Origin of the sequence: Clostridium sp. C105KSO13 (genome assembly GCF_001517425.1) — a bacterium.
Taxonomy (GTDB): Bacteria; Bacillota; Clostridia; order Lachnospirales; family Lachnospiraceae; genus Muricomes.
Genome location: NZ_FBWL01000165.1, coordinates 58,484 through 79,896, shown reverse-complemented (window position 1 = coordinate 79,896; position 21,413 = coordinate 58,484). Strand labels below are relative to the sequence as shown.

22 protein-coding genes are annotated in these 21,413 nt (G+C 44.2%); 19 read left to right on the top strand and 3 right to left on the bottom strand.

The features are described from left to right. Nucleotides 1-7: 7 nt before the first annotated feature. The 17 genes from BN3456_RS08970 (at nucleotide 8) to BN3456_RS08890 (ending at nucleotide 13,485) form a co-directional block, all read left to right on the top strand. Nucleotides 8-2,539 (top strand): glycyl radical protein, encoded by a 2,532-nt coding sequence (locus BN3456_RS08970; RefSeq protein ID WP_089983804.1) that lies wholly within the window; start codon nucleotides 8-10, stop codon nucleotides 2,537-2,539. A 49-nt stretch (nucleotides 2,540-2,588) separates the two neighbouring features. Further along, nucleotides 2,589-3,383 carry a glycyl-radical enzyme activating protein gene (locus BN3456_RS08965; protein WP_089983803.1) on the top strand — a complete coding sequence of 265 codons (795 nt, stop codon included), beginning with the start codon at nucleotides 2,589-2,591 and terminating at the stop codon, nucleotides 3,381-3,383. A gap of 6 nt (nucleotides 3,384-3,389) precedes the next feature. Then, nucleotides 3,390-3,752 (top strand): BMC domain-containing protein, encoded by a 363-nt coding sequence (locus tag BN3456_RS08960; RefSeq protein WP_089983802.1) that lies wholly within the window; start codon nucleotides 3,390-3,392, stop codon nucleotides 3,750-3,752. Between the two features lie 7 nt (nucleotides 3,753-3,759). Then, nucleotides 3,760-4,284: a EutP/PduV family microcompartment system protein gene (gene eutP / locus BN3456_RS08955; RefSeq protein WP_089983801.1), complete on the top strand. Its 525-nt coding sequence runs from the start codon at nucleotides 3,760-3,762 to the stop codon at nucleotides 4,282-4,284. Nucleotides 4,285-4,345: 61 nt separating this feature from the next. Further along, nucleotides 4,346-5,161 (top strand): class II aldolase/adducin family protein, encoded by an 816-nt coding sequence (locus BN3456_RS08950; RefSeq protein WP_089983800.1) that lies wholly within the window; start codon nucleotides 4,346-4,348, stop codon nucleotides 5,159-5,161. Nucleotides 5,162-5,183: 22 nt separating this feature from the next. Then, nucleotides 5,184-5,696: a GlcG/HbpS family heme-binding protein gene (locus tag BN3456_RS08945; protein ID WP_089983799.1), complete on the top strand. Its 513-nt coding sequence runs from the start codon at nucleotides 5,184-5,186 to the stop codon at nucleotides 5,694-5,696. Next, a complete protein-coding gene (locus tag BN3456_RS08940) occupies nucleotides 5,687-7,075 on the top strand; it encodes an aldehyde dehydrogenase family protein (RefSeq protein ID WP_089983798.1) in 1,389 nt (462 codons plus the stop codon). Before BN3456_RS08945 ends, BN3456_RS08940 begins: the two co-directional genes overlap by 10 nt. Nucleotides 7,076-7,091: 16 nt before the next feature. After that, nucleotides 7,092-8,303, top strand: a complete 1,212-nt coding sequence (locus BN3456_RS08935) for a zinc-dependent alcohol dehydrogenase (protein ID WP_089983797.1) — start codon at nucleotides 7,092-7,094, stop codon at nucleotides 8,301-8,303. 26 nt (nucleotides 8,304-8,329) lie between these two features. After that, complete coding sequence (locus BN3456_RS08930) at nucleotides 8,330-8,674, top strand: BMC domain-containing protein (protein WP_089983796.1); 345 nt, start codon at nucleotides 8,330-8,332, stop codon at nucleotides 8,672-8,674. Nucleotides 8,675-8,686: 12 nt separating this feature from the next. Continuing rightward, complete coding sequence (locus BN3456_RS08925; RefSeq protein ID WP_009003872.1) at nucleotides 8,687-8,962, top strand: BMC domain-containing protein; 276 nt, start codon at nucleotides 8,687-8,689, stop codon at nucleotides 8,960-8,962. A gap of 30 nt (nucleotides 8,963-8,992) precedes the next feature. Continuing rightward, on the top strand, nucleotides 8,993-9,277 hold the full coding sequence (locus tag BN3456_RS08920; protein ID WP_089983795.1) for a BMC domain-containing protein: 285 nt from the start codon (nucleotides 8,993-8,995) through the stop codon (nucleotides 9,275-9,277). A gap of 188 nt (nucleotides 9,278-9,465) precedes the next feature. Next, the gene (locus BN3456_RS15695; RefSeq protein ID WP_141654511.1) at nucleotides 9,466-9,744 is read left to right on the top strand and encodes a BMC domain-containing protein; all 279 of its coding nucleotides are present in this window, start codon (nucleotides 9,466-9,468) and stop codon (nucleotides 9,742-9,744) included. A 92-nt stretch (nucleotides 9,745-9,836) separates the two neighbouring features. Then, nucleotides 9,837-10,484, top strand: coding sequence for a phosphate propanoyltransferase (locus tag BN3456_RS08910; protein ID WP_089983793.1), 648 nt, complete (start codon nucleotides 9,837-9,839; stop codon nucleotides 10,482-10,484). 32 nt (nucleotides 10,485-10,516) lie between these two features. Further along, nucleotides 10,517-10,783: a EutN/CcmL family microcompartment protein gene (locus BN3456_RS08905; protein ID WP_089983792.1), complete on the top strand. Its 267-nt coding sequence runs from the start codon at nucleotides 10,517-10,519 to the stop codon at nucleotides 10,781-10,783. A 7-nt stretch (nucleotides 10,784-10,790) separates the two neighbouring features. Then, complete coding sequence (locus BN3456_RS08900; protein WP_089983791.1) at nucleotides 10,791-12,140, top strand: 4Fe-4S dicluster domain-containing protein; 1,350 nt, start codon at nucleotides 10,791-10,793, stop codon at nucleotides 12,138-12,140. After that, nucleotides 12,133-12,681 carry a BMC domain-containing protein gene (locus BN3456_RS08895; protein ID WP_089983790.1) on the top strand — a complete coding sequence of 183 codons (549 nt, stop codon included), beginning with the start codon at nucleotides 12,133-12,135 and terminating at the stop codon, nucleotides 12,679-12,681. Before BN3456_RS08900 ends, BN3456_RS08895 begins: the two co-directional genes overlap by 8 nt. Nucleotides 12,682-12,720: 39 nt before the next feature. Next, the gene (locus BN3456_RS08890) at nucleotides 12,721-13,485 is read left to right on the top strand and encodes a DeoR/GlpR family DNA-binding transcription regulator (RefSeq protein WP_089983789.1); all 765 of its coding nucleotides are present in this window, start codon (nucleotides 12,721-12,723) and stop codon (nucleotides 13,483-13,485) included. Between the two features lie 53 nt (nucleotides 13,486-13,538). On the opposite strand, the gene BN3456_RS08885 is transcribed toward BN3456_RS08890, so the two are convergent. Continuing rightward, nucleotides 13,539-14,423 (bottom strand): helix-turn-helix domain-containing protein, encoded by an 885-nt coding sequence (locus BN3456_RS08885; RefSeq protein ID WP_089983788.1) that lies wholly within the window; start codon nucleotides 14,421-14,423, stop codon nucleotides 13,539-13,541. Between the two features lie 125 nt (nucleotides 14,424-14,548). Here BN3456_RS08885 and BN3456_RS08880 point away from each other — a divergent pair, with 125 nt between their 5' ends. Beyond that, the gene (locus tag BN3456_RS08880) at nucleotides 14,549-16,048 is read left to right on the top strand and encodes an L-fucose/L-arabinose isomerase family protein (protein WP_089983787.1); all 1,500 of its coding nucleotides are present in this window, start codon (nucleotides 14,549-14,551) and stop codon (nucleotides 16,046-16,048) included. 60 nt (nucleotides 16,049-16,108) lie between these two features. Here BN3456_RS08880 and BN3456_RS08875 read toward each other — a convergent pair whose 3' ends face one another. Then, complete coding sequence (locus BN3456_RS08875) at nucleotides 16,109-18,136, bottom strand: histidine kinase (RefSeq protein ID WP_089983786.1); 2,028 nt, start codon at nucleotides 18,134-18,136, stop codon at nucleotides 16,109-16,111. Beyond that, nucleotides 18,133-19,701: a response regulator transcription factor gene (locus BN3456_RS08870; RefSeq protein ID WP_089983785.1), complete on the bottom strand. Its 1,569-nt coding sequence runs from the start codon at nucleotides 19,699-19,701 to the stop codon at nucleotides 18,133-18,135. Before BN3456_RS08870 ends, BN3456_RS08875 begins: the two co-directional genes overlap by 4 nt. 215 nt (nucleotides 19,702-19,916) lie before the next feature. On the opposite strand from BN3456_RS08870, the gene BN3456_RS08865 reads away from it, so the two are divergent. Continuing rightward, nucleotides 19,917-21,407 (top strand): sugar ABC transporter ATP-binding protein, encoded by a 1,491-nt coding sequence (locus tag BN3456_RS08865; RefSeq protein ID WP_089983784.1) that lies wholly within the window; start codon nucleotides 19,917-19,919, stop codon nucleotides 21,405-21,407. The last annotated feature ends 6 nt before the right edge of the window (nucleotides 21,408-21,413 follow it).

Here is a 21,413-nt window from a genome sequence, read left to right as displayed (position 1 = left end):
AAAAACAATGGGGTTATATAGTTATGACAGTTCAGATATTCCAGAGTCGGACCGTATTCCTAAGCTGGTCAGTGATTTATATGCGGGCATGCCGAAGATCGAGTCGGCCAGAGCCGTATTGCTTACGGAATCTTATAAACAAACCGAGGATGAGCCTGTGGTTATACGGCGGGCTAAGGCGTTTCGGCATATTTTGGAGAATATACCAATCATAATCCGTGATCAGGAGCTGATTGCAGGCAGCACGACCATAGGTCCCAGGGGATGTCAGACGTATCCTGAATTTTCCTGTGACTGGCTGGAAGAAGAGTTTGACACAGTGGCCACCAGGTCGGCGGATCCTTTTTACATATCAGAGAAAACAAAAGCGGAGCTTAAAGAGGCCAATGCATACTGGAAGGGAAAGACAACAAGCGAACTTGCCACTTATTACATGGAGCCGGAGACCCTGCTTGCAATAGATCACGGTATTTTTACACCGGGAAATTATTTTTATAATGGTGTGGGGCACGTCACAGTAAAATATGGCGAAGTGCTGGCTATTGGATTTTCGGGAATTAAAGAAAAGGCTGCAAGCCAGAAGTCGAAGCTTAGCTTGGCTGACGGTGATTACCAGCAAAAGGCCAGGTTCCTGGACGCTGTAATAATCAGCTGCGATGCCGCTGTTACATATGCGAAGCGTTATGCAAAACTTGCGCTTAAGGAGGCTGAAAGGTGTTCCGATCCGGTGCGGAAGAAAGAACTGCTTCAGATAGCACAGAATTGTGAAAATGTTCCTGAGAAAGGCGCCACAGGCTTTTATGAGGCATGCCAGTCATTCTGGTTTGTCCAGCAGCTGCTTCAGATTGAATCCAGCGGGCATTCTATTTCGCCGGGAAGATTTGACCAGTATATGTATCCTTATTATAAGAAGGATATTGACAGCGGCAGGATAACAAGAGAGTATGCCCAGGAACTGATAGATTGCATCTGGGTAAAGTTAAATGATCTGAACAAGTGCCGTGATGCCGTTTCGGCACAGGGGTTTGCAGGATACAGTTTATTTCAGAACCTGATCGCGGGAGGACAAAATGAAGACGGGGTGGATGTAACAAATGATCTGTCATTTATGAGTATCCAGGCTTCAATGCATGTGTCTCTCCCACAGCCTTCCCTGTCTGTCAGGGTTTGGAATCAGACACCACATGAGTTTTTAATAAAGGCTGCAGAGCTGACCCGTACAGGAATCGGGCTTCCGGCATATTATAACGACGAGGTAATCATCCCGGCACTGGTGAGCCGGGGACTCACTATGCAAGATGCAAGAGATTACAATATTATCGGATGTGTGGAACCTCAGAAAGCGGGAAAGACTGAAGGCTGGCATGATGCTGCGTTTTTCAATATGTGTCGTCCCCTGGAACTGGTATTTAATAATGGTATGGATAAAGGGGTTCAGTTGGGGCCCAAAACAGGCAAAGTAGAAGACATGAAGACGTTTGATGAATTTTATGATGCCTATAAGACCCAGATGGACTATGCAATCAAACTGCTGGTGAATGCAGATAATTCCATTGATGTGGCCCACGCAGAAAGATGCCCGCTGCCTTTCCTATCCTCTATGGTGGATGACTGTATGGAAAAAGGAAAAACAGTACAGGAAGGCGGTGCCGTATATAATTTTACAGGTCCCCAGGGCTTTGGGGTAGCCAATATGGCAGATTCACTGTATGCAGTAAAGAAGCTGGTCTATGATGAGCAGAAAATAACGATGAAAGAGTTGAAGGAAGCTCTGGCAACAAACTACGGTAAAGGTCTTAGCGAAGAAGATATTGCTTTTATGACCGCAGAAGTAGCCGGCAGTATGAAAGAAGCCGGGCAGGTCGTAGGAGAGAAAGAAATCTCTGCAATTCTAAAGACAGTAGTTGCGGCATCAAAATCCCCTGAGGTAAAGAAAAAGGGCGACAGTATTCTGAAACTAATTGAAGAGGTGCCGAAGTTTGGAAATGACATTTCGGAGGTAGATGCATTTGCAAGAGACGTAGCATACACCTATACAAAGCCACTTCAAAATTACAGAAATCCAAGAGGGGGCATTTTCCAGGCCGGATTGTATCCGGTATCTGCAAATGTACCTTTGGGTGCACAGACCGGGGCCACACCGGACGGACGCCTGGCCTACACACCGGTTGCAGATGGTGTTTCGCCGTCCGCGGGAAAAGATGTGAACGGTCCTACGGCAGCAGCAAATTCTGTGTCCAGGCTGGATCACTATATTGCTTCCAACGGAACTCTTTTTAATCAGAAATTTCATCCTTCAGCTCTAAGCGGCAGGAGAGGGCTTGAAAACTTTGTAGGCCTGATTCGTTCTTACTTTGATCAGAAAGGGAGCCATATGCAGTTTAATGTGGTGAGCCGTGAGACGCTTAAGGATGCCCAGAAACATCCCGAGCAGTACAAGCATCTAGTGGTTAGGGTTGCGGGCTACAGTGCATTGTTTACTACTTTATCCAAGTCTTTGCAGGACGATATTATCCGCAGGACAGAACAGGGCTTTTAAGGTGGAAACTGATGAAAGGTTATAATTTCCATAGGAAAGGATTCACAGAATGGAAGATTATTTGAGAACAAGAGGCCGCATTTTTGACATACAGCGATATTCTATCCATGATGGCGATGGAATCCGGACCATTGTGTTTCTGAAAGGGTGTATGTTGAGATGCCGGTGGTGTTGTAACCCGGAGTCTCAGCGGCATGAGATTGAGACGATGATGGTACAGGGTGAGCCGAAGGTGATAGGAAGAGATGTCACGGTGGAAGAAGTGATGGAAACCGTAGAGAAGGACCGCACCTATTACAGACGGACCGGAGGCGGCTTGACACTGTCAGGCGGCGAATGTCTCTGTCAGCCTGCATTCGCCACAGCACTTTTAAGAGCGGCAAACGAAGTTGGAATTCGCACGGCCATAGAAAGTACTGCGTGTGTGTCCTTCGAAGTGATTGAAGGACTTCTTCCCTATCTGGATCAATATCTGCTGGATATTAAGCATATGAATCCGGCGAAGCATAAAGAGTACATCGGACGATCCAACGAACTGATACTGGAAAATGCTGCAAAAATTGCAAAATCAGGGATGACGGAATTGAGTGTACGTGTACCGGTGATTCCGGGATTTAATGACACCGTGCAGGAAATACAGGATATAGCTGAATACACGAGGAAACTCGGTAATGTAAGAAGGCTGCACTTGCTTCCTTATCACAGGCTCGGACAGGATAAATATGAAGGACTTGGAAGAGAATATACATTGAGTAAGGCCAGACCCCCGGTCAATGAAAAGATGGAGATGCTTTTGCAGACTGCAAGGCAGGCAACAGATGCTGAATGTCAGATAGGAGGATAAAGATAAATGGAATATGAAAAGATACCGGAAAGAATTGTGCAGGAACTTGTTCCCGGCAAAGAGATTACAATTGCCCATCTGATTGCGAGCCCGGATATTACTCTGTATGAAAAACTGGGACTGGATCCCCGGTCAGAGTACAGTAAGTCTGCCATCGGTGTGCTTACAATCAGCCCGGCAGAAACAGCGATTATTGCAGCGGATATTGCAATCAAGGCGGCAGGAATTGAACTGGGATTTGTAGACCGGTTTAGTGGTACGCTGATTGTAACGGGTACAATTTCCGAGACAGAGGCAGCAATCCGCGCAGTTCTGGAATACGTAAAAGATAAAATGGGCTTTTCTATATGTGATATAACAAGGACCTGATTCTATTATGAAGAAAATTGTATTGATGGGCCGGAGCGAGTGTGGAAAAACCACATTAACTCAGGCATTACGAGGTGAGAAAATACAGTATCACAAAACACAATATGTAAATAACTTTGATGTCATCATAGATACTCCGGGAGAATATGCCCAGACGAAAAACCTGGGACATGCACTTGCACTTTATTCTTATGAGGCAGATGTTGTAGGAATGCTTTTGTCTGCCACTGAACCCTACTCTTTGTATCCGCCCTGCTGCACAGCCATGTGCAACCGGGAGGTGATTGGCATTGTGACAAAGATTCATGACGAGAAGGCTAATGTGAAGCGCGCCAAAAAGTGGCTGCGGCTTGCAGGATGCAAAAAGATTTTCTATGTGGATTCAAAAAGTTACGAGGGAGTCCCTGAAATTTTGGAACATTTGAAAGAAGAGGGAGATGTACTTCCCTGGGAAATTGATGAAAGCGAAGGAACACAACAGAAACAACATAAAAACAAGTTGACTGATGTGGGATTATGTGATACTATCTAGTAAGAAACAACAAAAAACAAATATTTGGTTTTGTTTTAAGAGTCCAAGGAGGAAAAATAGGATGCAAAACGAATACGAGATTAAAAAAGAAATGTGTGAAATCGGTAAAAGAGTTTACAACCGTGGAATGGTTGCTGCAAATGACGGTAACTTTTCCGTAAAGTTAAACGATAATGAATTCTTGTGCACACCTACAGGTGTCAGCAAAGGATTTATGACACCGGAATATATCTGCAAAGTCGATGCTAACGGAAATGTACTTCAGGCAAACAAAGGCTTTAAGCCATCATCAGAGATTAAGATGCATATGCGTGTTTATAAAGAAAGACCGGACGTTAACGCAGTAGTACATGCTCATCCGCTGTATGCTACAACATTTGCTATCTGTGGTATTCCACTGACACAGCCAATCATGCCCGAAGCAGTCATCGCATTGGGATGTGTTCCGATTGCAAAATATGGTACTCCATCTACAGAAGAGATTCCGGATGCAGTTGAAGAATATGTACAGTCTTTTGATGCAGTACTTCTTGAGAATCACGGAGCACTTACTTACGCCAACACACTGCTGAATGCTTATCACAAGATGGAGTCTGTAGAATTTTATGCAAGGCTTTTGTATCAGTCAAGAATGCTGGGCGAGCCACAGGAATTCAACCAGGATCAGATTGACAGATTATATGAAATCAGAAGACAGATGGGACTTCCGGGAAAACATCCTGCAAACTTATGCCCGAATGCTAAAGCTGGCAAGCAGAGCTGCCACAGCTGTTCAGGATCATGCGGCACAGGCAAAGATACAGCGGCAGATTCCGCATCAGATGCTGATTTAGTTGCATCTATTACAAAGAAGGTAATGGCACAGCTTGGAATGTAATCATTAAGGAGCGCAGAATGCTATGAACGAACAGGATATCACCAGTGCTGTGAAAGCTGTGCTGGATCAGATGAAAGAAAGTTCTCATGCAGAAAAAGAGTGCAGGTGCAGTGGGCAGAAGATGACACTGAAGACAGCGAATGCTCTGATCGAAAAGGTAAAAGAGAAGGCTTCCCAGATGGGGGTTGACGTAGTAATTGCTGTTTCGGATCAGGCAGGCAGGCCTGTAGCTGTTCAATGTATGGATGAGGCTTACATAGCAAGCTTTGATATTGCAGTTAATAAAACATTTACTTCAGCGAGTCTTAAAATGTCTACGGAGGCGTTAAGCCATTTAAGCCAGCCGGGACAACCTCTGTATGGAATACAGTTTACCAACGAAGGGAAGATTGTAATATTTGGCGGGGGAGAACCGCTGGAAGCAGGTGGCAGAATAATAGGAGCATTGGGAGTGAGCGGCGGATCGGCAGAAGAAGATACAGCCATTGCCGCCTACGGCCGAGATGTTTTCAAGGAGGTATTAAAGTGTCTGTAAGTGAACAGATGGTTCAGGACATTGTACAGGAGGTCATGGCAAAGATGCAGGTTGCATCTGAAGTCTCAGAAAGCCATGGTATTTTCTCCGATATGAATGAGGCAGTCGAAGCGGCTAAAAAGGCCCAGAAGATTGTGGGAAGAATGTCTATGGATCAAAGAGAAAGCATAATTTCCAACATCAGGAAAAAAACAATTGAAAATGCTGAAATTCTTGCACGTATGGGAGTGCACGAGACAGGCATGGGAAATGTAGGACATAAGATTTTAAAACATCAGCTGGTTGCAGAGAAAACGCCGGGGACAGAAGATATCACAACGACTGCCTGGTCAGGAGACAGAGGATTGACACTGATAGAGATGGGACCTTTTGGGGTAATCGGCGCTATCACACCGTGTACAAATCCAAGTGAGACAATACTCTGCAACACAATCGGTATGCTGGCAGGAGGAAACACCGTTGTGTTCAATCCACATCCGGCGGCAATCAAGACATCTATATATGCAATCAATCTATTAAACGAAGCTTCTTTAGAAGCAGGCGGTCCGGACAACATTGCATGTACCGTTGAGAAGCCAACTATCGAGAGCAGCAATATGATGATGAAACACAAAGACATTCATCTGATTGCCGCAACGGGCGGTCCCGGAGTTGTAACAGCTGTTCTCTCTTCAGGTAAGAGAGGTATCGGCGCAGGCGCGGGTAATCCTCCGGCACTTGTGGATGAAACTGCAGACATCAGGAAAGCGGCAGAAGACATTGTGAATGGATGCACATTTGACAACAATCTTCCCTGTATTGCAGAAAAAGAAGTTGTTGCAGTAACCTCAGTTGTGGATGAGTTAATGCACTATATGATAAATGAGCAGGGATGCTATCTTGCATCGAAAGAAGAACAGAATGCTTTGACTGCAACTGTCATGAAGAATGGCAAGCTGAACAGAAAATGTGTGGGCAAAGATGCCAAAACTCTCCTGGGAATGATTGGTGTAAGCGTACCGGACAATATCAGATGCATCATATTTGAAGGGCCAAAGGAACATCCGCTTATTACAACAGAACTGATGATGCCTATCCTTGGTATCGTAAGAGCCAAAGATCTAAACGATGCTATAGAGCAGGCGGTCTGGCTGGAGCATGGCAACAGGCACTCCGCACACATACATTCTAAAAATGTAGATAACATTACAAAGTATGCAAAAGCAATCGATACAGCAATTCTTGTAAAGAACGGACCGTCCTATGCAGCCCTGGGATTCGGCGGTGAAGGCTTTTGTACATATACCATTGCCAGCAGAACAGGTGAAGGACTTACAAGCGCCAGTACATTCACAAAGAGAAGACGTTGTGTAATGACAGATAGTTTGTGTATTCGTTAAGACAGGAGGAATTAAAATGGAAATGAGCTCTGCAAATGTAGAAGCAGTTGTAAAACAGGTGCTGGAAAGCATGCTGGATAAGCAGGGAATATTGGCGGAAAGTACAGCTGCAAAAAGCACACCAATTCCCAAGACCGCACATGTGGCTATGCTGACCGGTCTGGAGCATTATGATATTAAAGAATATCCGATTCCGGAAGTTGGCGATGGAGATATTCTTGTAAAGGTGGAGGGATGCGGTATCTGCGGTACCGATGCCCATGAGTTTAAAAAAGACCCATTTGGTCTGATTCCCGTTGTTCTTGGGCACGAGGGAACCGGTGAGATTGTAAAAATGGGGAAAAATGTTAAAAAAGACAGCGCGGGAAAAGATTTGAAGATTGGCGATAAGATAGTTACCTGCATGATTTTCGGAGATGATCCGGAGATCACAATGTATGATTTGAACAAGCAGAATGTAGGTGCTTCCGATGTATATGGTCTCCTTCCGGATGATGATATTCATCTCAACGGCTGGTTTTCAGACTACATATTGATCCGTGAAGGTTCTACATGCTTCAATGTAAGTGATCTTGATCTGAAATCCAGAATTCTTATTGAGCCATGTGCAGTTCTTGTTCATGCAGTAGAAAGAGCAAAAACTACAGGAATTTTAAGATTCAACAGCAGAGTTGTTGTACAGGGATGTGGGCCTATAGGCTTGATTTGTATCGCAGTTTTGCGTACAATGGGTATTGAAAATATTGTTGCTGTGGACGGTGAGAAGAAGAGACTTGACTTCGCCAAAAGAATGGGGGCAGAGGCATCCGTAAACTTTAAGGACCACAAAGGAATAGATGCTCTTGCAGATGCTGTAAAAGAAGCATTCGGAGGATATTCTGCAGACTTTGCATTCCAGTGCACAGGATCACCGGCAGCACACTCCAACATTTACAAATTCATCCGCAACGGCGGCGGACTTTGTGAGTTAGGATTCTTTATTAACGGTGGAGATGCTACAATCAACCCGCACTTTGACCTGTGCTCCAAGGAAATCACACTGGTTGGTTCCTGGGTATATACTTTGAGAGATTATGCAACAACATTTGATTTCTTAAAGAGAGCAAAGGCTATCGGACTTCCAATGGACGACCTCATCACTCATGAGTTTCCACTGGATAGAATTAATGAAGCCCATCAGACTAACCTGAAGATGGAAGGCCTGAAAATTGCTATTATCAATAAATAGCAGCAATCCCCAGAAGGAGAATTGATATGGGAGAAGCAGTAGGCATGTTGGAGGTGTTCGGACTTGCAACAGCATTTGCGGCGGCAGACGCCGGGTGCAAGGCTGGAAGCGTACATCTGGAGACCTTTGATAAGAATAAACCGGCAAATGCAGATGAGTTACCTGTACCGCTGATTGTAATGATTAAGTTTCGAGGAAGCGTATCCGATGTTCGAGCGGCATTAGACGCAGCGAAGAGGAAGGCAGAAGAACTGGCGGGAATTGTAGCTGAATACGAAATCGCAAGACCAACAGAGGATACAGAGAAAATGCTGAAGCTGAGCGGTTTAGATAAAGGAAAACCCAATAAAATATATGTAGAAGAAGTTTAGGAGGAAACTAAAATGGCACAACTGGCATTAGGAATGGTAGAAACAAGAGGACTTACAGCAGCAATCGAAGCTGCAGATGCAATGACAAAGGCAGCAGAGGTTACATTGGTAGGAACAGAGAAGATTGGTTCCGGACTGGTAACAGTCATGGTACGTGGAGATGTGGGAGCAGTAAAGGCAGCAGTTGAGACAGGCGCTGATGCGGCAGGAAGACTTGGAGAATTAGTTGCAACACATGTAATCCCAAGACCACACAATGATGTAGAGAAGATTCTTCCTACAGTATAAGAGTCATCGATTTAGCAAAGGAGCAGTCTCATGGGCCAGGCGTATGGATTTTTTGAAATACCGAGCGTGACAGCCGCAATTGCTGCCGTCGATATTATGTGTAAGACAGCAGATGTGCAGCTTGTCACCTGGGAAAAAAGATTAGGTGGAAGACTCGTAACAATTATTATTCGCGGAGATGTATCTGCTGTAACGCAAGCCATTGATACTGCCACAGCAAATGGAATTAAGAAACCCGTAGCGCAAGTGGTAATTGCGAGTCCCCATGAAGAGATTATCAAAATCATCAACAACAGCGCGAACCGAGTAAGTTAGGAGGCAGTCAGATGGCAGAAGAAAAGAAACCGACTGGGGAAGAACAGACTCCAGGTACTTCAAAACCAGGGGCAGCAGCCAGAAAGAAAACTACAGCAAAAGCACCGGCTAAGACCGCTCAGAGAGTAAAACAGGCGGCGCAGCAGGCAGAGCAGGCAGAGGATATTCAATTAAAGGAGGAAAAAAGAATGTCACAGGAAGCTTTAGGAATGGTTGAAACAAGAGGTTTGGTAGCATCAATCGAAGCAGCAGATACAATGTTAAAAGCTGCAAATGTAGTGTTGGTAGGAACAGAGAAAATTGGTTCCGGACTTGTAACAGTTATGGTCCGCGGAGACGTGGGAGCAGTAAAGTCAGCAGTTGAGTCAGGAGCAGAGTCAGCTGGAAGACTTGGAGAATTAGTTGCAACACATGTAATCCCAAGACCGCACAATGATGTAGAGAAGATTCTTCCGGTAATGAAATAAGTAATCATTTAGTTTTGCCAGAGATTTACGGCCCTGCGGTCCGCCTACGGGTGGATTGTGGGGCTTGTAAATACTTAAAGAGGAGAATTGATATGGATAACAGCAATGTAGCATTGATTACAAAAATGGTATTGGAAGCGGTTGAGAAGCAAAAAAGTACCGATAATACCGGATATGTAGTGCCGGTCGGCGTGTCTGCGCGTCATATTCATTTGACGCAGGAGCATGTGGAGGTTCTTTTTGGACCGGGATATCAGCTTACGAAGAAGAAAGAACTGATGGGCGGTCAATATGCCTCAAATGAATTGGTCACTATTGTGGGTCTGAAACTCAGAGCTATAGAAAATGTAAGGATTCTGGGACCTGTAAGACGTAAATCCCAGGTGGAAATTTCAGCAACAGATGCCATCCGTCTTGGCGTGAAGGCACCAATCCGGGAATCGGGTAATACTGCAGGCTCCGCTGCTATAGCGGTGGTAGGACCCAAAGGAGCTCTTTATCTGGATGAGGGATGTATTATAGCAAAGAGACATATTCATATGTCACCTAAGGACGCAATGGCAGCAGGTGTACACAATGGAGATACAGTGTCTGTTAAAGCAGATAATGAAAGAGGAACTGTCTTTAATCATGTACAAATCCGGGTAGACGATAGTTTTACATTGGAGATGCATATTGATACAGATGAAGCCAACGCAGCTAAGATTGCAACAGGTGATACGGTAAGAATTATCAGATAAATTTTAGAGACCGGTCGCTTAAGGAGGATATTATGCTGATAGGAAAGGTAAAAGGAAGCGTAGTTTCAACGCGCAAATGCGAAAACTTAGTCGGCAATAAGTTTATGATTATAGATATTCTGGAGCATATGCAGACCGGAGCAAAACAACTCATTGCGATTGATAAGATTGGTGCGGGCATAGGCGAGTATGTTCTGGTGGCACAGGGAAGCGCGGCCAGAATAGGTTCCGGAATGCCGGACGCACCTGTGGATGCGGCAATCGTGGGAATTATAGACGATGGATCAGGACTGGAGTAGCAGGACAATGGATTTGAAAGAATTGAGCAGCCTATTGCAGCAAAATGGTGTCGTCGGAGCAGGGGGCGCAGGATTTCCCACTTACGCTAAGCTGGACGAACGTGCCAAAACAATTATTTTAAACTGTGCGGAATGTGAGCCTTTGCTGAAACTGCACAGGCAACTGCTGGAGAAGCATGCACAGGAAATCGTTGAAACTTTCCACATGATAGGTCAGACTGTAGGTGCAAAGGAGCTAATTATCAGCATAAAAACGGCCTACACCGAAACTATTGATGCTTTAAATGAGATAATCGAAGAATATCAGGAAGTAAGGCTTGGGCTGTTGGATGAGGTGTATCCGGCAGGTGACGAAGTTGTATTGATTTACGAAGTAACCGGAAAAAAACTCAAACCCGGCAGTCTTCCTATTGATAGTGGAGTCGCCGTGTTTAATGTTGAGACCGTATACAATGTGTACAGAGCCCTTGCGAAACACACACCGGTTATAGATAAACTGGTAACCGTCGTTGCAGAGGTAAAACATCCTGCGACAGTCAGGGTACCTATTGGAACAACTATAGAAGAAACAGTGAAAGCAGCCGGCGGTGCGACGATAAAGAACCCCGTATATTTTATCGGCGGACCGATGATGGGATTTATCGGAAAAGGTTCACAGCCGATTACTAAGACAACAAATGCTGTTCTGGTACTTCCGGAGGAGCATTTCATTATTCAGAAATACAAAGGAAACTCGTCCATAGATTTAAAACGCGCGGCGGCAAGCTGCTGTCAGTGCAGTATGTGTACGGATTTATGCCCGAGACACCTTTTGGGGCACCCCATAGAGCCGCATTTATTTATGAGAGCGGCAACCTGTAAGGACATACAGAAACCGGACATATTTATTGACACGTTGTATTGCTCTTCCTGTGGTCTTTGTGAACTTTATTCCTGTATACAAGGATTATCGCCCAGATCTTTAATGACACAATACAAAGCAGGTCTAAAGGCTAATGGTATCAGGCCTTCTCAGGATATTTTATCGAAAGCCGTAAGGGCCGAAAGAGAATACCGCAAGGTTCCGATGCAGCGCTTGATAGCAAGACTGGATTTGAGCCGCTATGACAAGGAGGCTCCTCTTGATGAGGCAGAGATTTCTGTCAAAAAAGTGAAGATATTATTGAACCAGCATATTGGAGCTCCCGCACTTGCAGCGGTAAAACAAGGTGATATAGTGGAAGAAGGGCAGATGATCGCAGAACCCGGCAAAGGGTTAAGCGTAGGTATTCATGCAAGTATTAACGGTACAGTCTGTACAGTGAACAAAAAATATATAATTATAGAATCAAAGGAAGGACGTTCAGGCGATGAGTAAAGCAATCGGAATGGTAGAATATAAAACTGTATCAGCGGGTGTGGTAGCAGCAGATGCTATGGTAAAGACTTCTGATGTGACTATCATTGAAGCCCAGACTGTATGTCCGGGAAAATATATTGTAATCATATCAGGAGACTTAAGTGCTGTGAATGCAGCGATAGCGGCGTCCAGAACACAGTATGAGAAGCACCTGATTAACAGCTTTATTCTAGGGAACCCTCACGAATCCATTTTCCCGGCGATTTATGGAACCTCGAAGATTGAGGATGTGTCTGCTCTTGGAATTGTGGAAACTTACGATGCGACGTCCATCATTGTAGCGGCAGATGAAGCCGCAAAGACTGCTATTGTTGATTTGATTGAAATCAGAATTTCCAGAGGTATGTGTGGTAAATCGTATCTGATGCTGACGGGAGAAGTTGCGGCGGTTGAGGCTGCAATTGAAAAAGCCAAGGCTGTTGTAGCTGTAGACGGAATGTATCTGGATTCGTCCATCATTGCACATCCGGATCCGCAGATACGGGATGCTATCTTATAAAGAGACAGACTATAAAACACGAAACCGGGGGACAGGAAGATGCTTGCAATAGAGAGGCGCAATGAAATATTAGAAAAGCTTCAGGCTGAGCGGCGTGTGGTGGTAAGCGAGCTCAGTCATGTTTATGATGTTTCAGAGGAGACCATCCGCAGAGATTTGGAAAAGCTTGTGAATGACGGGTATGCCATCAAGAGTTACGGTGGGGCCGTCATTAATGAAAATATAAACATTGATCTGCCATTTAATATCAGAAAGAACCGAAACGTGGTTGGGAAACAGCGTATAGCGGAGCTGATAAGCAGGCAGGTGAATGACGGCGACAGCATCATGTTGGATGCCAGCTCAACAGCAGTATACACTGTAAAAGCATTGAAGGACAAGAAAAATCTGACAGTAATTACCAGTTCAGTGGAAATTATCATTGAACTGTTTGATGTGCCGGACTGGCGTGTCCTTTCAACCGGCGGTATATCCAGAGAGGGTTCCTTTGCCCTCGTAGGAGCTCAAACAGACCGGATGCTTCGGTCTTATCATGCAGACAAGACAATCATCTCCTGCAAAGGACTTGACCTTGCAGCGGGTATTACGGATTCCGATGAACTTCAGGCTAACAACAAAAAGACAATGCTGGAGGCCGGAAAAGAAAAGATTCTTGCGGTGGACAGCAGTAAGTTTGGTAAAATCGCATTTACAACAGTTGGAATGCTAAAGGACATCACGATAATCGTTACCGATGAAAAGCCGGCTGATGAGTGGATTCAGAAATTTGAAGAGCTGGGGATAGAGTGTGTCTATCCTGAATAGAGAAAGAAAAAGTACTGTAAAAAGGTTGTCGATAAACTTTTTACAGTACTTTTTTAAATAGTATCCCTCCATGCTTTTCTATACGCTAACGGTGTAATTCCTTCCCTCGCCTTAAATAAATTGATAAAGTGTGTGACGTGATTTACACCGGCTTCAAAGGCAATCTCCCCCACAGACAATTCAGAGTATTTCAGTAGTTCTTTTGCGTAGGATATGCGGGTGACGATAATATATTCATGGATCGAGATTCCCATATATTTTTTGAATTCTTTTGCTATATGATAGCGGCTCCTGTGGGTTAACTCTTCAAAATAAGAAAGTGAATGTTCTGATTTAAAATTTTTGTCGATCTCCCGGGCGATTTTTTTAACGTAATCAGGGATCAGGAAGGTATCTGCTTCTCTGCTTGCTGTCTGTAGCAATAGTTCTGTCAGTATACTATTAATAAGATTAGACGTGACCAGCTCTGTGGTCAGATCTCTTTTTTCATGAAGTGCGATAATCCGCCAGAGGGTGCGCTCCATGAGAAAGTCGTCTCTGCAGTTCAGTATGTGAAATCCATTTTGTATAAATTCTTTATAGTATCCCAGTGCACTGTTTCCATTAAAGTGTATCCAGAGAAATTCCCAGTCCTCTTTTTCGTCTGTACTGTAAAGATGATGCTGCTCACAGTGGATAAAAAAGCACTGTCCCTTTGTGAGAGTGTAGCTATGCCCTTCATACTTTAAATGTCCTTTCCCCGAAACTGTATAGACAATCAAAAAGGAATCCAGGTTCTGACGTTCGGAAAAATAGGGATAACGGGTCTTAAAATATCCCACCTCCTGTGTATAAAAGTACGTTGCCTTAGCCGTACTGCTCGGCGTGAGGATCAGCCGGATAGAGTCTTTGCTCCAGGTATTGGAACCACGTTCCAGAAGTTTTTGCTGTTCATTCATAATACTACCACAACATTCTGCTATTTTTAAACAATTTGCTTGGATGCAATTTTCATATTACAAGATTATAATATGTTTGTAAACATGTTACAAGAATTTAACAGGTGTATATGGAGGTTATTGTTATGTATGAGAGAAAAGACTTAAAGAAACCCAGAATTGGAATTTATTCTATGGGACTGAAAACATATTGGACACAGTTCCCGGGACTGAAGGAAAGACTAATAGAATATGGAAAGTTTGTAGCCGGCAAAGTGGAAGCCTTTGATGCAGAAGTGTATTATTACGGGCTGGTTGACTGTGAACAGGAGGGGAAAAAGGCAGGGGAATATTTTAATGAAGTACATGCAGATTTAATTCTGGCACATGCAGCCACTTATGTAACAAGTGCCTCTGTTCTGCCTGTTCACCAGATCTGCGGTGCTCCGGCCGTTGTATTGAATCTTCAGCCTACAGCAAAAATAAATTACCAGAGCACAACCACCGGGGAATGGCTTGCACACTGTGGTGCCTGCCCGGTACCGGAACTGTCAAATGCATTTAACCGGGCGGGGATAAAGTTCCGGGTAGTAAATGGACTCCTGGGGCTTGAGAAAACACCTGAAATTTCTATGACAGATGAGATAACTGCAGACCGCCCGGAGGCCAGACGTGCCTGGAAAAAGATAGAAGAATGGGTACTTGCCGCAAAAGTGAAATGCAATCTGCAGGGAGCGAGATTTGGGTTTCTGGGGAATACTTACAGCGGAATGCTGGATATGTACAGTGATTTTACCATGTTCCAGGCCCAGACAGGTGCGCACCTGCAGGTTTTGGAGATGTGCGATTTGGATCGGCATCTGCAGAACGTTACAGAAGCGGAAATTGCAGAAAAAAGGAAAGAAATCGAGGAATTCTTTATCATCAGCGAGAATGCAGCTGCTGACCCACTTGCGCAGAAACCTACAGATGCACAGATGGAGTGGTCAGCTAAGGTTGCAGTAGCCCAGGAAAAGATGGTAAAGGAATTTGAACTGGATGCACTGACATATTATTATCACGGAGCTCCCGGAAACCATTACGAGGACTTACAGGGTGGTTTTATTGTGGGACATTCCCTCCTGACGGCAAAAGGAATTCCCTGTGCCGGGGAGGGAGACCTGAAAACCTGTCTGGCGATGAAGATATGTGACATTCTGGGGACGGGCGGAAGCTTTTGTGAGATTGTTACTGTGGATTATGATGACAATACAATTCTTCTTGGTCATGACGGACCATTCCATCTGGAAATTGCAAAAGGAAAGCCGATTTTAAGAGGGATGGGCCTGTATCATGGCAAACAGGGGACAGGCGTGTCTGTTGAGGCAAAAGTGCGTACAGGGGCGATTACCAATCTGGGCTGCACACAGACCATAGACGGAAAGCTGAAGTTTATTATATCGGAAGCTGAATCCACAGACGGAGAAATTATGACAATCGGAAATACACAGACACCGGTCAGGTTTAAAAAAGATCCGGATTCTTATATGGATGAGTGGTTTGCAGAATCACCGACCCACCACTTTGCCATGAGCATCGGAAAACAGGGCAGCTTATATGAGAAAGTGGCAGATTTATTGGAGGTGCCAGCGGTCATCCTGGAATAAGCTAATGTAAAATAAATTGTAAAGAGAAGAGGACACGTAAAAGGCGGTGTCCTCTTCTCTTTATAGAACATGTCGTCTGTATTCTTCCGGAGTGCAGCCAAAGTGTTCCTTAAACTCTGTAAAGAACAGCTGGAGATCTTTGTAACCGCATTCCTCAGCAATTTCGTAAAGGCTAATCTCCGGACGGGATAAGAGATTCAGCGCCTGCAAAAGATGACTTTCTTTTAGCTGATTTTCCACATTGCTATCTACTTCGGTTCTATCTGCGTGCCTGGAAGGGTTGGCGGGAAGGCGTATTTCTACCTCAGTACCTTTGCCAGGCACACTGTTGTACGTAAGGCCGTATTGGGGTCCGTATATGAGCTGAAGACGCCGGTGTGTATTGTAAATTCCGATATTGGAGCCGGAACCGGAAGGTGTGCCCCGGCCGTTTATCATATCTCCTATACTTTTTTCAGACATTCCTATTCCGTCGTCAGAAATCAATATGACAACTGTATCCTCTTCCAGCCATCCGGTAAGAACAATTGTTCCCTGTTTAGATTCCTTTTCCAGAATACCGTGAAGGATACAATTTTCAATCACCGGCTGAAAGGTGAGTTTCGGAATGGCATATTCCAGCAAGTAATCGGGTACATCGATTAGGAAATCTATTTTGTCATGAAAACGCATATTCTGCAGCTGGACATAAATTGATACATGCTCTATTTCATCGGCGATGGTGCTCAGGCTTTTTTTTCTGCTTAACGTGAGTTTATAAAAGCGTGACAGTTTCTGGACGGCAGAAGTTACTTCCTGGGAACGTCCTTGCTGAGACAGCCAGTTAATCATATCCATGGTGTTATACAAAAAGTGAGGATTAATCTGGGACTGCAGTGAATTAAATTCAGCTATACGCAGATCCTCCGCGGATTTTGCCTGTTCCTCCATCAGGTGATTGATGACCCGGGTCATATAATTATAAGTCGAAATTAAATCCCCAATCTCATCCTGAGTATCCGGTGCCAGAAGCGCAACAGGAGGGCCGGTCCTGGCCTTTGCCATCTGATTGATTACTGCCGACAATTGCTTTGTAATGGAACTGGAAAGTGATGTGGCGATCAAAAGGGCAACGCCGATACAGGCAATATATACAAGAAGGAAGGCAACTGTGATTTCTATACTTTTTTTAATGATGGGCCGGGACGGCATAGCGACTACCATGTACCAGTCTGTGTTCTTAATATTGTAGAAGCCGGCATATACATCTTCTCCCAAGACATTTTTTAATATGAAGTTATTGGAGGATCTAAAATATTCCTGGATTTCATCATAACTGAAGTGATAAGTCCCGGACAGGGCAGAATCTGTAGTGGCAACAAGATTATCCCGTCCGTTGACCATATAAGCGACACTGCTTCCGGATGCCATATTATCTTTTAAAAGGCTGTTAAAATGGTCCCGGGAAAAATAAACTGCAAGAAAACAGGGTACATTTTCCCCGTTATAGGACATACTGGATTTAGAGATGTATGCCATATCACCATGATTTCTAATTTCGTGGGAGCTAAGATAAAAAGAAGGACAGAACATTTTGGTTAAGGAGGGATCACCGCTAAAAATCCCATACCAGTAGGTTCCCTGTGCCTGCTTAACGGGCAGAAGTGTGTCAGTAACAGGATATTCAGAAAAAGCAGGATCATCCTCCGGGACACCCATATATATCTTTACGTCTGTCACCAGGTTCCCGTCTATGGTATTTTCTATTTTTTCCTGAAAATCCTCTGCAATTTGGGAAGCAGCCAGAGAACTCAAGGATTCCTTTGAGCCAGCGGTGAGAGTCTTCTTGTAAAAGTCCTGGCTTGCAATTTGGGCATGGACATTTAAAATCTTGTAAACGGTGTCTTCAATCAGTGGAAAAGTCTGTGCAGATGCATTTTGCTCTGTGCGGATACTATCAGCAACAATCATATCGTAAAGCTTTACATAGAAGAAAGCTGCCAGGACGATCATAGGAATTGTCCCAATTACGAGATGAGTAATCGTAAATTTGGTCTGAAGCTTCAGATTCTTATAGAACCGGCCTATAGATTGGAATATGGTTTTCATTTTAATATTTTCTCCCTGTATTTTGACGGAGATAATCCCGTGAACTTTTTGAAGCTTTTACTGAAATAGTTCCCATTGCTGTAGCCTACTTTTGATGAAATGTCTGCAATCTGGAAACGTACATCCGCCAGAAGCTGCATCGCTTTTTCCATCCGGTATTCTGTCAGGTATTGATTCAAAGTACTGCCGGTTTGATTTTTGAAATAGGTGCACATGTAGGAAGCCGAAAGAAACACATGGTCACTGATTTCTTTAATAGACAGAGTATCCTTTGTATAGTTCTTACTTATATAATCCTTAATCAAAAATATAGTAGAATCCTCTGGCACATATGAATCAATACTTTGGAAGAAATGCTCTGTTTTGGAGACAAGCATCTGATGGAGTTCCTGATAGGTGAAGCAGTTTTCCAGGTGCTCTATAATACATTCCTGTGTGCTGTCTTCTCCGGATTCCCAGTTTAGCTTTAACTTCACACGACTGTCATTGATGCTCATGAAAAGCTTGTAATAAAGATCTTTTACCTGATTGGGAAAGAGCGTGCAATTTTGAAAATAGTTGGAATAAAGATCCTTAAGCAGGCTCTCACAGGACCCCCGATCACCCGTCAGGAGCGCTTCCGCAAAGTGCAGAGTAATATCCTCCATATAATCTCCGGCACCGTGGGTGGCAGGAGATGTCCTCATATCAGACACAGAAAGAATGGTTCCAGGTTCAAAAAAGAAACTGCTCTGCAATGCCACAACAGCAGTTGTGTAAGAGTGATAAACTTTCCCAACACCTGCCACTGTCTCACCCCGGCCGATAAAGGCATCCCCAAAGGTATAAAACTGTTCTTTCAAATATTGCTCGATGGCGTTAAAAGCAGTCGAAGATGGCTCGTAGTTTCCAATAATGTGAAACACATGGTAGATTGCGTGAAGCTGGATGTAAAGAGCCTGAAGATGATAATGAGCAAGAAAATCAGAAAAATCATTGCGAATATTACTGAGTAAAGAGCTGTCGGGTTCGTTTGTCTTCAGTTTTATAATGTATGTCGTGAAGCTGCTCCCGGGCTTCAGACGGAGAGAAAGTTCATCTGTCAGCTGCGATATCTTCTCAACATTTTCCTTGAAAGGCTTAGTAAAAAGGAGAGCCAGATGAGAGGTGGTTTCCATAGAGTAAAGATTCTCATTCAGGCGTGTACGCCTTTTCTGCTGACGTCTTTCTTTTGCCTCCAGAACTGCTTCTTTAATTTCCAGAGGATCCAGGGGTTTCTCCACATAGTTTATAGCTTTCAGTTTAATGGCTGCTTTTAGATATTCCTTGTCAGAATAACCGCTCATAAAGATTACACTGGTATCGGGCAGAAACTCTTCCAGACGCTCTACCAACTGTATTCCATCCATACGTGGCATTCGGACATCACATAGTATAATGTCGGGTTTTTGCAAGTGGGCAATATTAAGAGCATGTATTCCGTCATCGGCCTGAAGGATTTGTGCAACGCCCAGAGACTCCCAGTCCAAAGAGGCAATAAGGCCTTCACGGGTCAATTCTTCATCATCGACAATTAATAATTTCATAATACATAACTCTCCTTCTATGGTGGCCCTTCAGTTATCAAACATAAGATCTGCCGATTGTGACTGCATACATCACATATACCTTTATTCTAACAAAATCCACGTAAAAATCAACACAAAAATAATTTACCCAAAATCAAAATATTTTGCTGTTTAACAAAATGTTCATAATTGTTACACTTACTAATGATAAAGCATGCAAGGAGGAAAACACGGTGTCTGAATATGTTTTGGAATTAAAAGGTATTACGAAGATATTTCCTGGTGTAAAAGCATTGGACAATGTGCATTTCCAGCTCAAGAAAGGTGAGGTCCATGCGTTGATGGGCGAGAACGGAGCGGGGAAATCCACTTTTATTAAGGTAATAACCGGTGTACATAAAGCAGAAGAAGGCGAGATGTTTCTGGATGGAAAAAAGGTATCCTTTAAAGGCCCCAGAGACGCGCAGGCGGCTGGAATTGCAGCTGTTTACCAGCATCCCACATCTTACCCGGATCTGACAGTGGCAGAGAATATTTTTATGGGGCATGAGATCATAAAGAGCGGCCTGATCCAGTGGAAAAAGATGAATGAAGAGACAGGGAAATTATTGTCCCAGCTGGATGCTGATTTTAAGCCCACAGATGAGATGGGGGCTTTGAGCGTTGCGCAGCAGCAGATGGTTGAGATTGCCAAAGCACTTTCCACCAACGCCCAGATTATTATCCTGGACGAGCCCACAGCGTCACTGACAAACAGTGAGTCTGAAAAACTGTACAGGATTGTTGATAAACTCAGGGAAGATGATGTTTCCATAATATTTATTTCCCACCGTTTTGAAGATATGTACCGTCTGGCAAGCAGAGTTACGGTGTTACGTGATTCAAAGTATATCGGCACGTATGATGTAAATGAAATCACGAATGCAGATTTGATTAAAGCTATGGTAGGTCGGGAGATCAGTGATCTGTTCCCGAAGCCGGAGGTTCAGCTTGGACCGGAGGTGTTGAGAGTCGAAGGACTTTCCAGAGTAGGATATTTCAAAGATGTTTCTTTTAGTGTCCACGCAGGAGAGATTGTGGGACTTACAGGCCTGGTTGGCGCAGGGCGGACCGAAGTGGTGGAGAGTATATGTGGAATTACAAAGCCGGATGAGGGCAAGGTGTTCTTAGAGGGAAAAGCCATACATATTAAGCAGCCTTCAGATGCTATGAATCAGGGAATTATTCTTTTGCCGGAAGACAGACAGAAGGATGGTCTTATTATGAGCTGGGGACTTGGAAGAAATGTAACCCTGCCGACAATGGGCAAGTATGCGAAAAAAGGTTTTGCTGATGAGAAAAAGGAACGGGAGGCAGCAAAAAAGCTCCTGGAAGATGTAGATACAAAAGCTGTGACTATTTTTGACCCGGCATCTTCACTTTCCGGCGGTAACCAGCAGAAAGTGGTGGTTGCCAAAGCTCTGGGACAGAAGATGAAAGTTGTCATCATGGATGAGCCTACAAAGGGGGTCGATGTCGGAGCAAAGGCCGAGATATATCAGATCATGGGAGATCTTGCAAAGTTAGGCTATGCTATTGTCCTGATATCTTCAGAAATGCCGGAAATTCTTGGCATGAGTGACAGGATCGTGGCTATGTGCAACGGCAAAGTAACCGGTGAACTGAACCGTGCCGAAGCAACTCAGGAGGGAATACTTGAGTTGTCCATGGAAAAATCAAAGTAAGGAGGA

Excerpts from the sequence above, each read along its gene's own strand:
- BN3456_RS08970 (WP_089983804.1), top strand. The coding sequence starts at position 8 with ATGGGGTTATATAGTTATGACAGTTCAGATATTCCAGAGTCGGACCGT.
- BN3456_RS08965 (WP_089983803.1), top strand. The coding sequence starts at position 2,589 with ATGGAAGATTATTTGAGAACAAGAGGCCGCATTTTTGACATACAGCGA.
- BN3456_RS08960 (WP_089983802.1), top strand. The coding sequence starts at position 3,390 with ATGGAATATGAAAAGATACCGGAAAGAATTGTGCAGGAACTTGTTCCC.
- eutP (WP_089983801.1), top strand. The coding sequence starts at position 3,760 with ATGAAGAAAATTGTATTGATGGGCCGGAGCGAGTGTGGAAAAACCACA.
- BN3456_RS08950 (WP_089983800.1), top strand. The coding sequence starts at position 4,346 with ATGCAAAACGAATACGAGATTAAAAAAGAAATGTGTGAAATCGGTAAA.
- BN3456_RS08945 (WP_089983799.1), top strand. The coding sequence starts at position 5,184 with ATGAACGAACAGGATATCACCAGTGCTGTGAAAGCTGTGCTGGATCAG.
- BN3456_RS08935 (WP_089983797.1), top strand. The coding sequence starts at position 7,092 with ATGGAAATGAGCTCTGCAAATGTAGAAGCAGTTGTAAAACAGGTGCTG.
- BN3456_RS08930 (WP_089983796.1), top strand. The coding sequence starts at position 8,330 with ATGGGAGAAGCAGTAGGCATGTTGGAGGTGTTCGGACTTGCAACAGCA.
- BN3456_RS08925 (WP_009003872.1), top strand. The coding sequence starts at position 8,687 with ATGGCACAACTGGCATTAGGAATGGTAGAAACAAGAGGACTTACAGCA.
- BN3456_RS08920 (WP_089983795.1), top strand. The coding sequence starts at position 8,993 with ATGGGCCAGGCGTATGGATTTTTTGAAATACCGAGCGTGACAGCCGCA.
- BN3456_RS15695 (WP_141654511.1), top strand. The coding sequence starts at position 9,466 with ATGTCACAGGAAGCTTTAGGAATGGTTGAAACAAGAGGTTTGGTAGCA.
- BN3456_RS08910 (WP_089983793.1), top strand. The coding sequence starts at position 9,837 with ATGGATAACAGCAATGTAGCATTGATTACAAAAATGGTATTGGAAGCG.
- BN3456_RS08905 (WP_089983792.1), top strand. The coding sequence starts at position 10,517 with ATGCTGATAGGAAAGGTAAAAGGAAGCGTAGTTTCAACGCGCAAATGC.
- BN3456_RS08900 (WP_089983791.1), top strand. The coding sequence starts at position 10,791 with ATGGATTTGAAAGAATTGAGCAGCCTATTGCAGCAAAATGGTGTCGTC.
- BN3456_RS08895 (WP_089983790.1), top strand. The coding sequence starts at position 12,133 with ATGAGTAAAGCAATCGGAATGGTAGAATATAAAACTGTATCAGCGGGT.
- BN3456_RS08890 (WP_089983789.1), top strand. The coding sequence starts at position 12,721 with ATGCTTGCAATAGAGAGGCGCAATGAAATATTAGAAAAGCTTCAGGCT.
- BN3456_RS08885 (WP_089983788.1), bottom strand. The coding sequence starts at position 14,423 with ATGAATGAACAGCAAAAACTTCTGGAACGTGGTTCCAATACCTGGAGC.
- BN3456_RS08880 (WP_089983787.1), top strand. The coding sequence starts at position 14,549 with ATGTATGAGAGAAAAGACTTAAAGAAACCCAGAATTGGAATTTATTCT.
- BN3456_RS08875 (WP_089983786.1), bottom strand. The coding sequence starts at position 18,136 with ATGAAAACCATATTCCAATCTATAGGCCGGTTCTATAAGAATCTGAAG.
- BN3456_RS08870 (WP_089983785.1), bottom strand. The coding sequence starts at position 19,701 with ATGAAATTATTAATTGTCGATGATGAAGAATTGACCCGTGAAGGCCTT.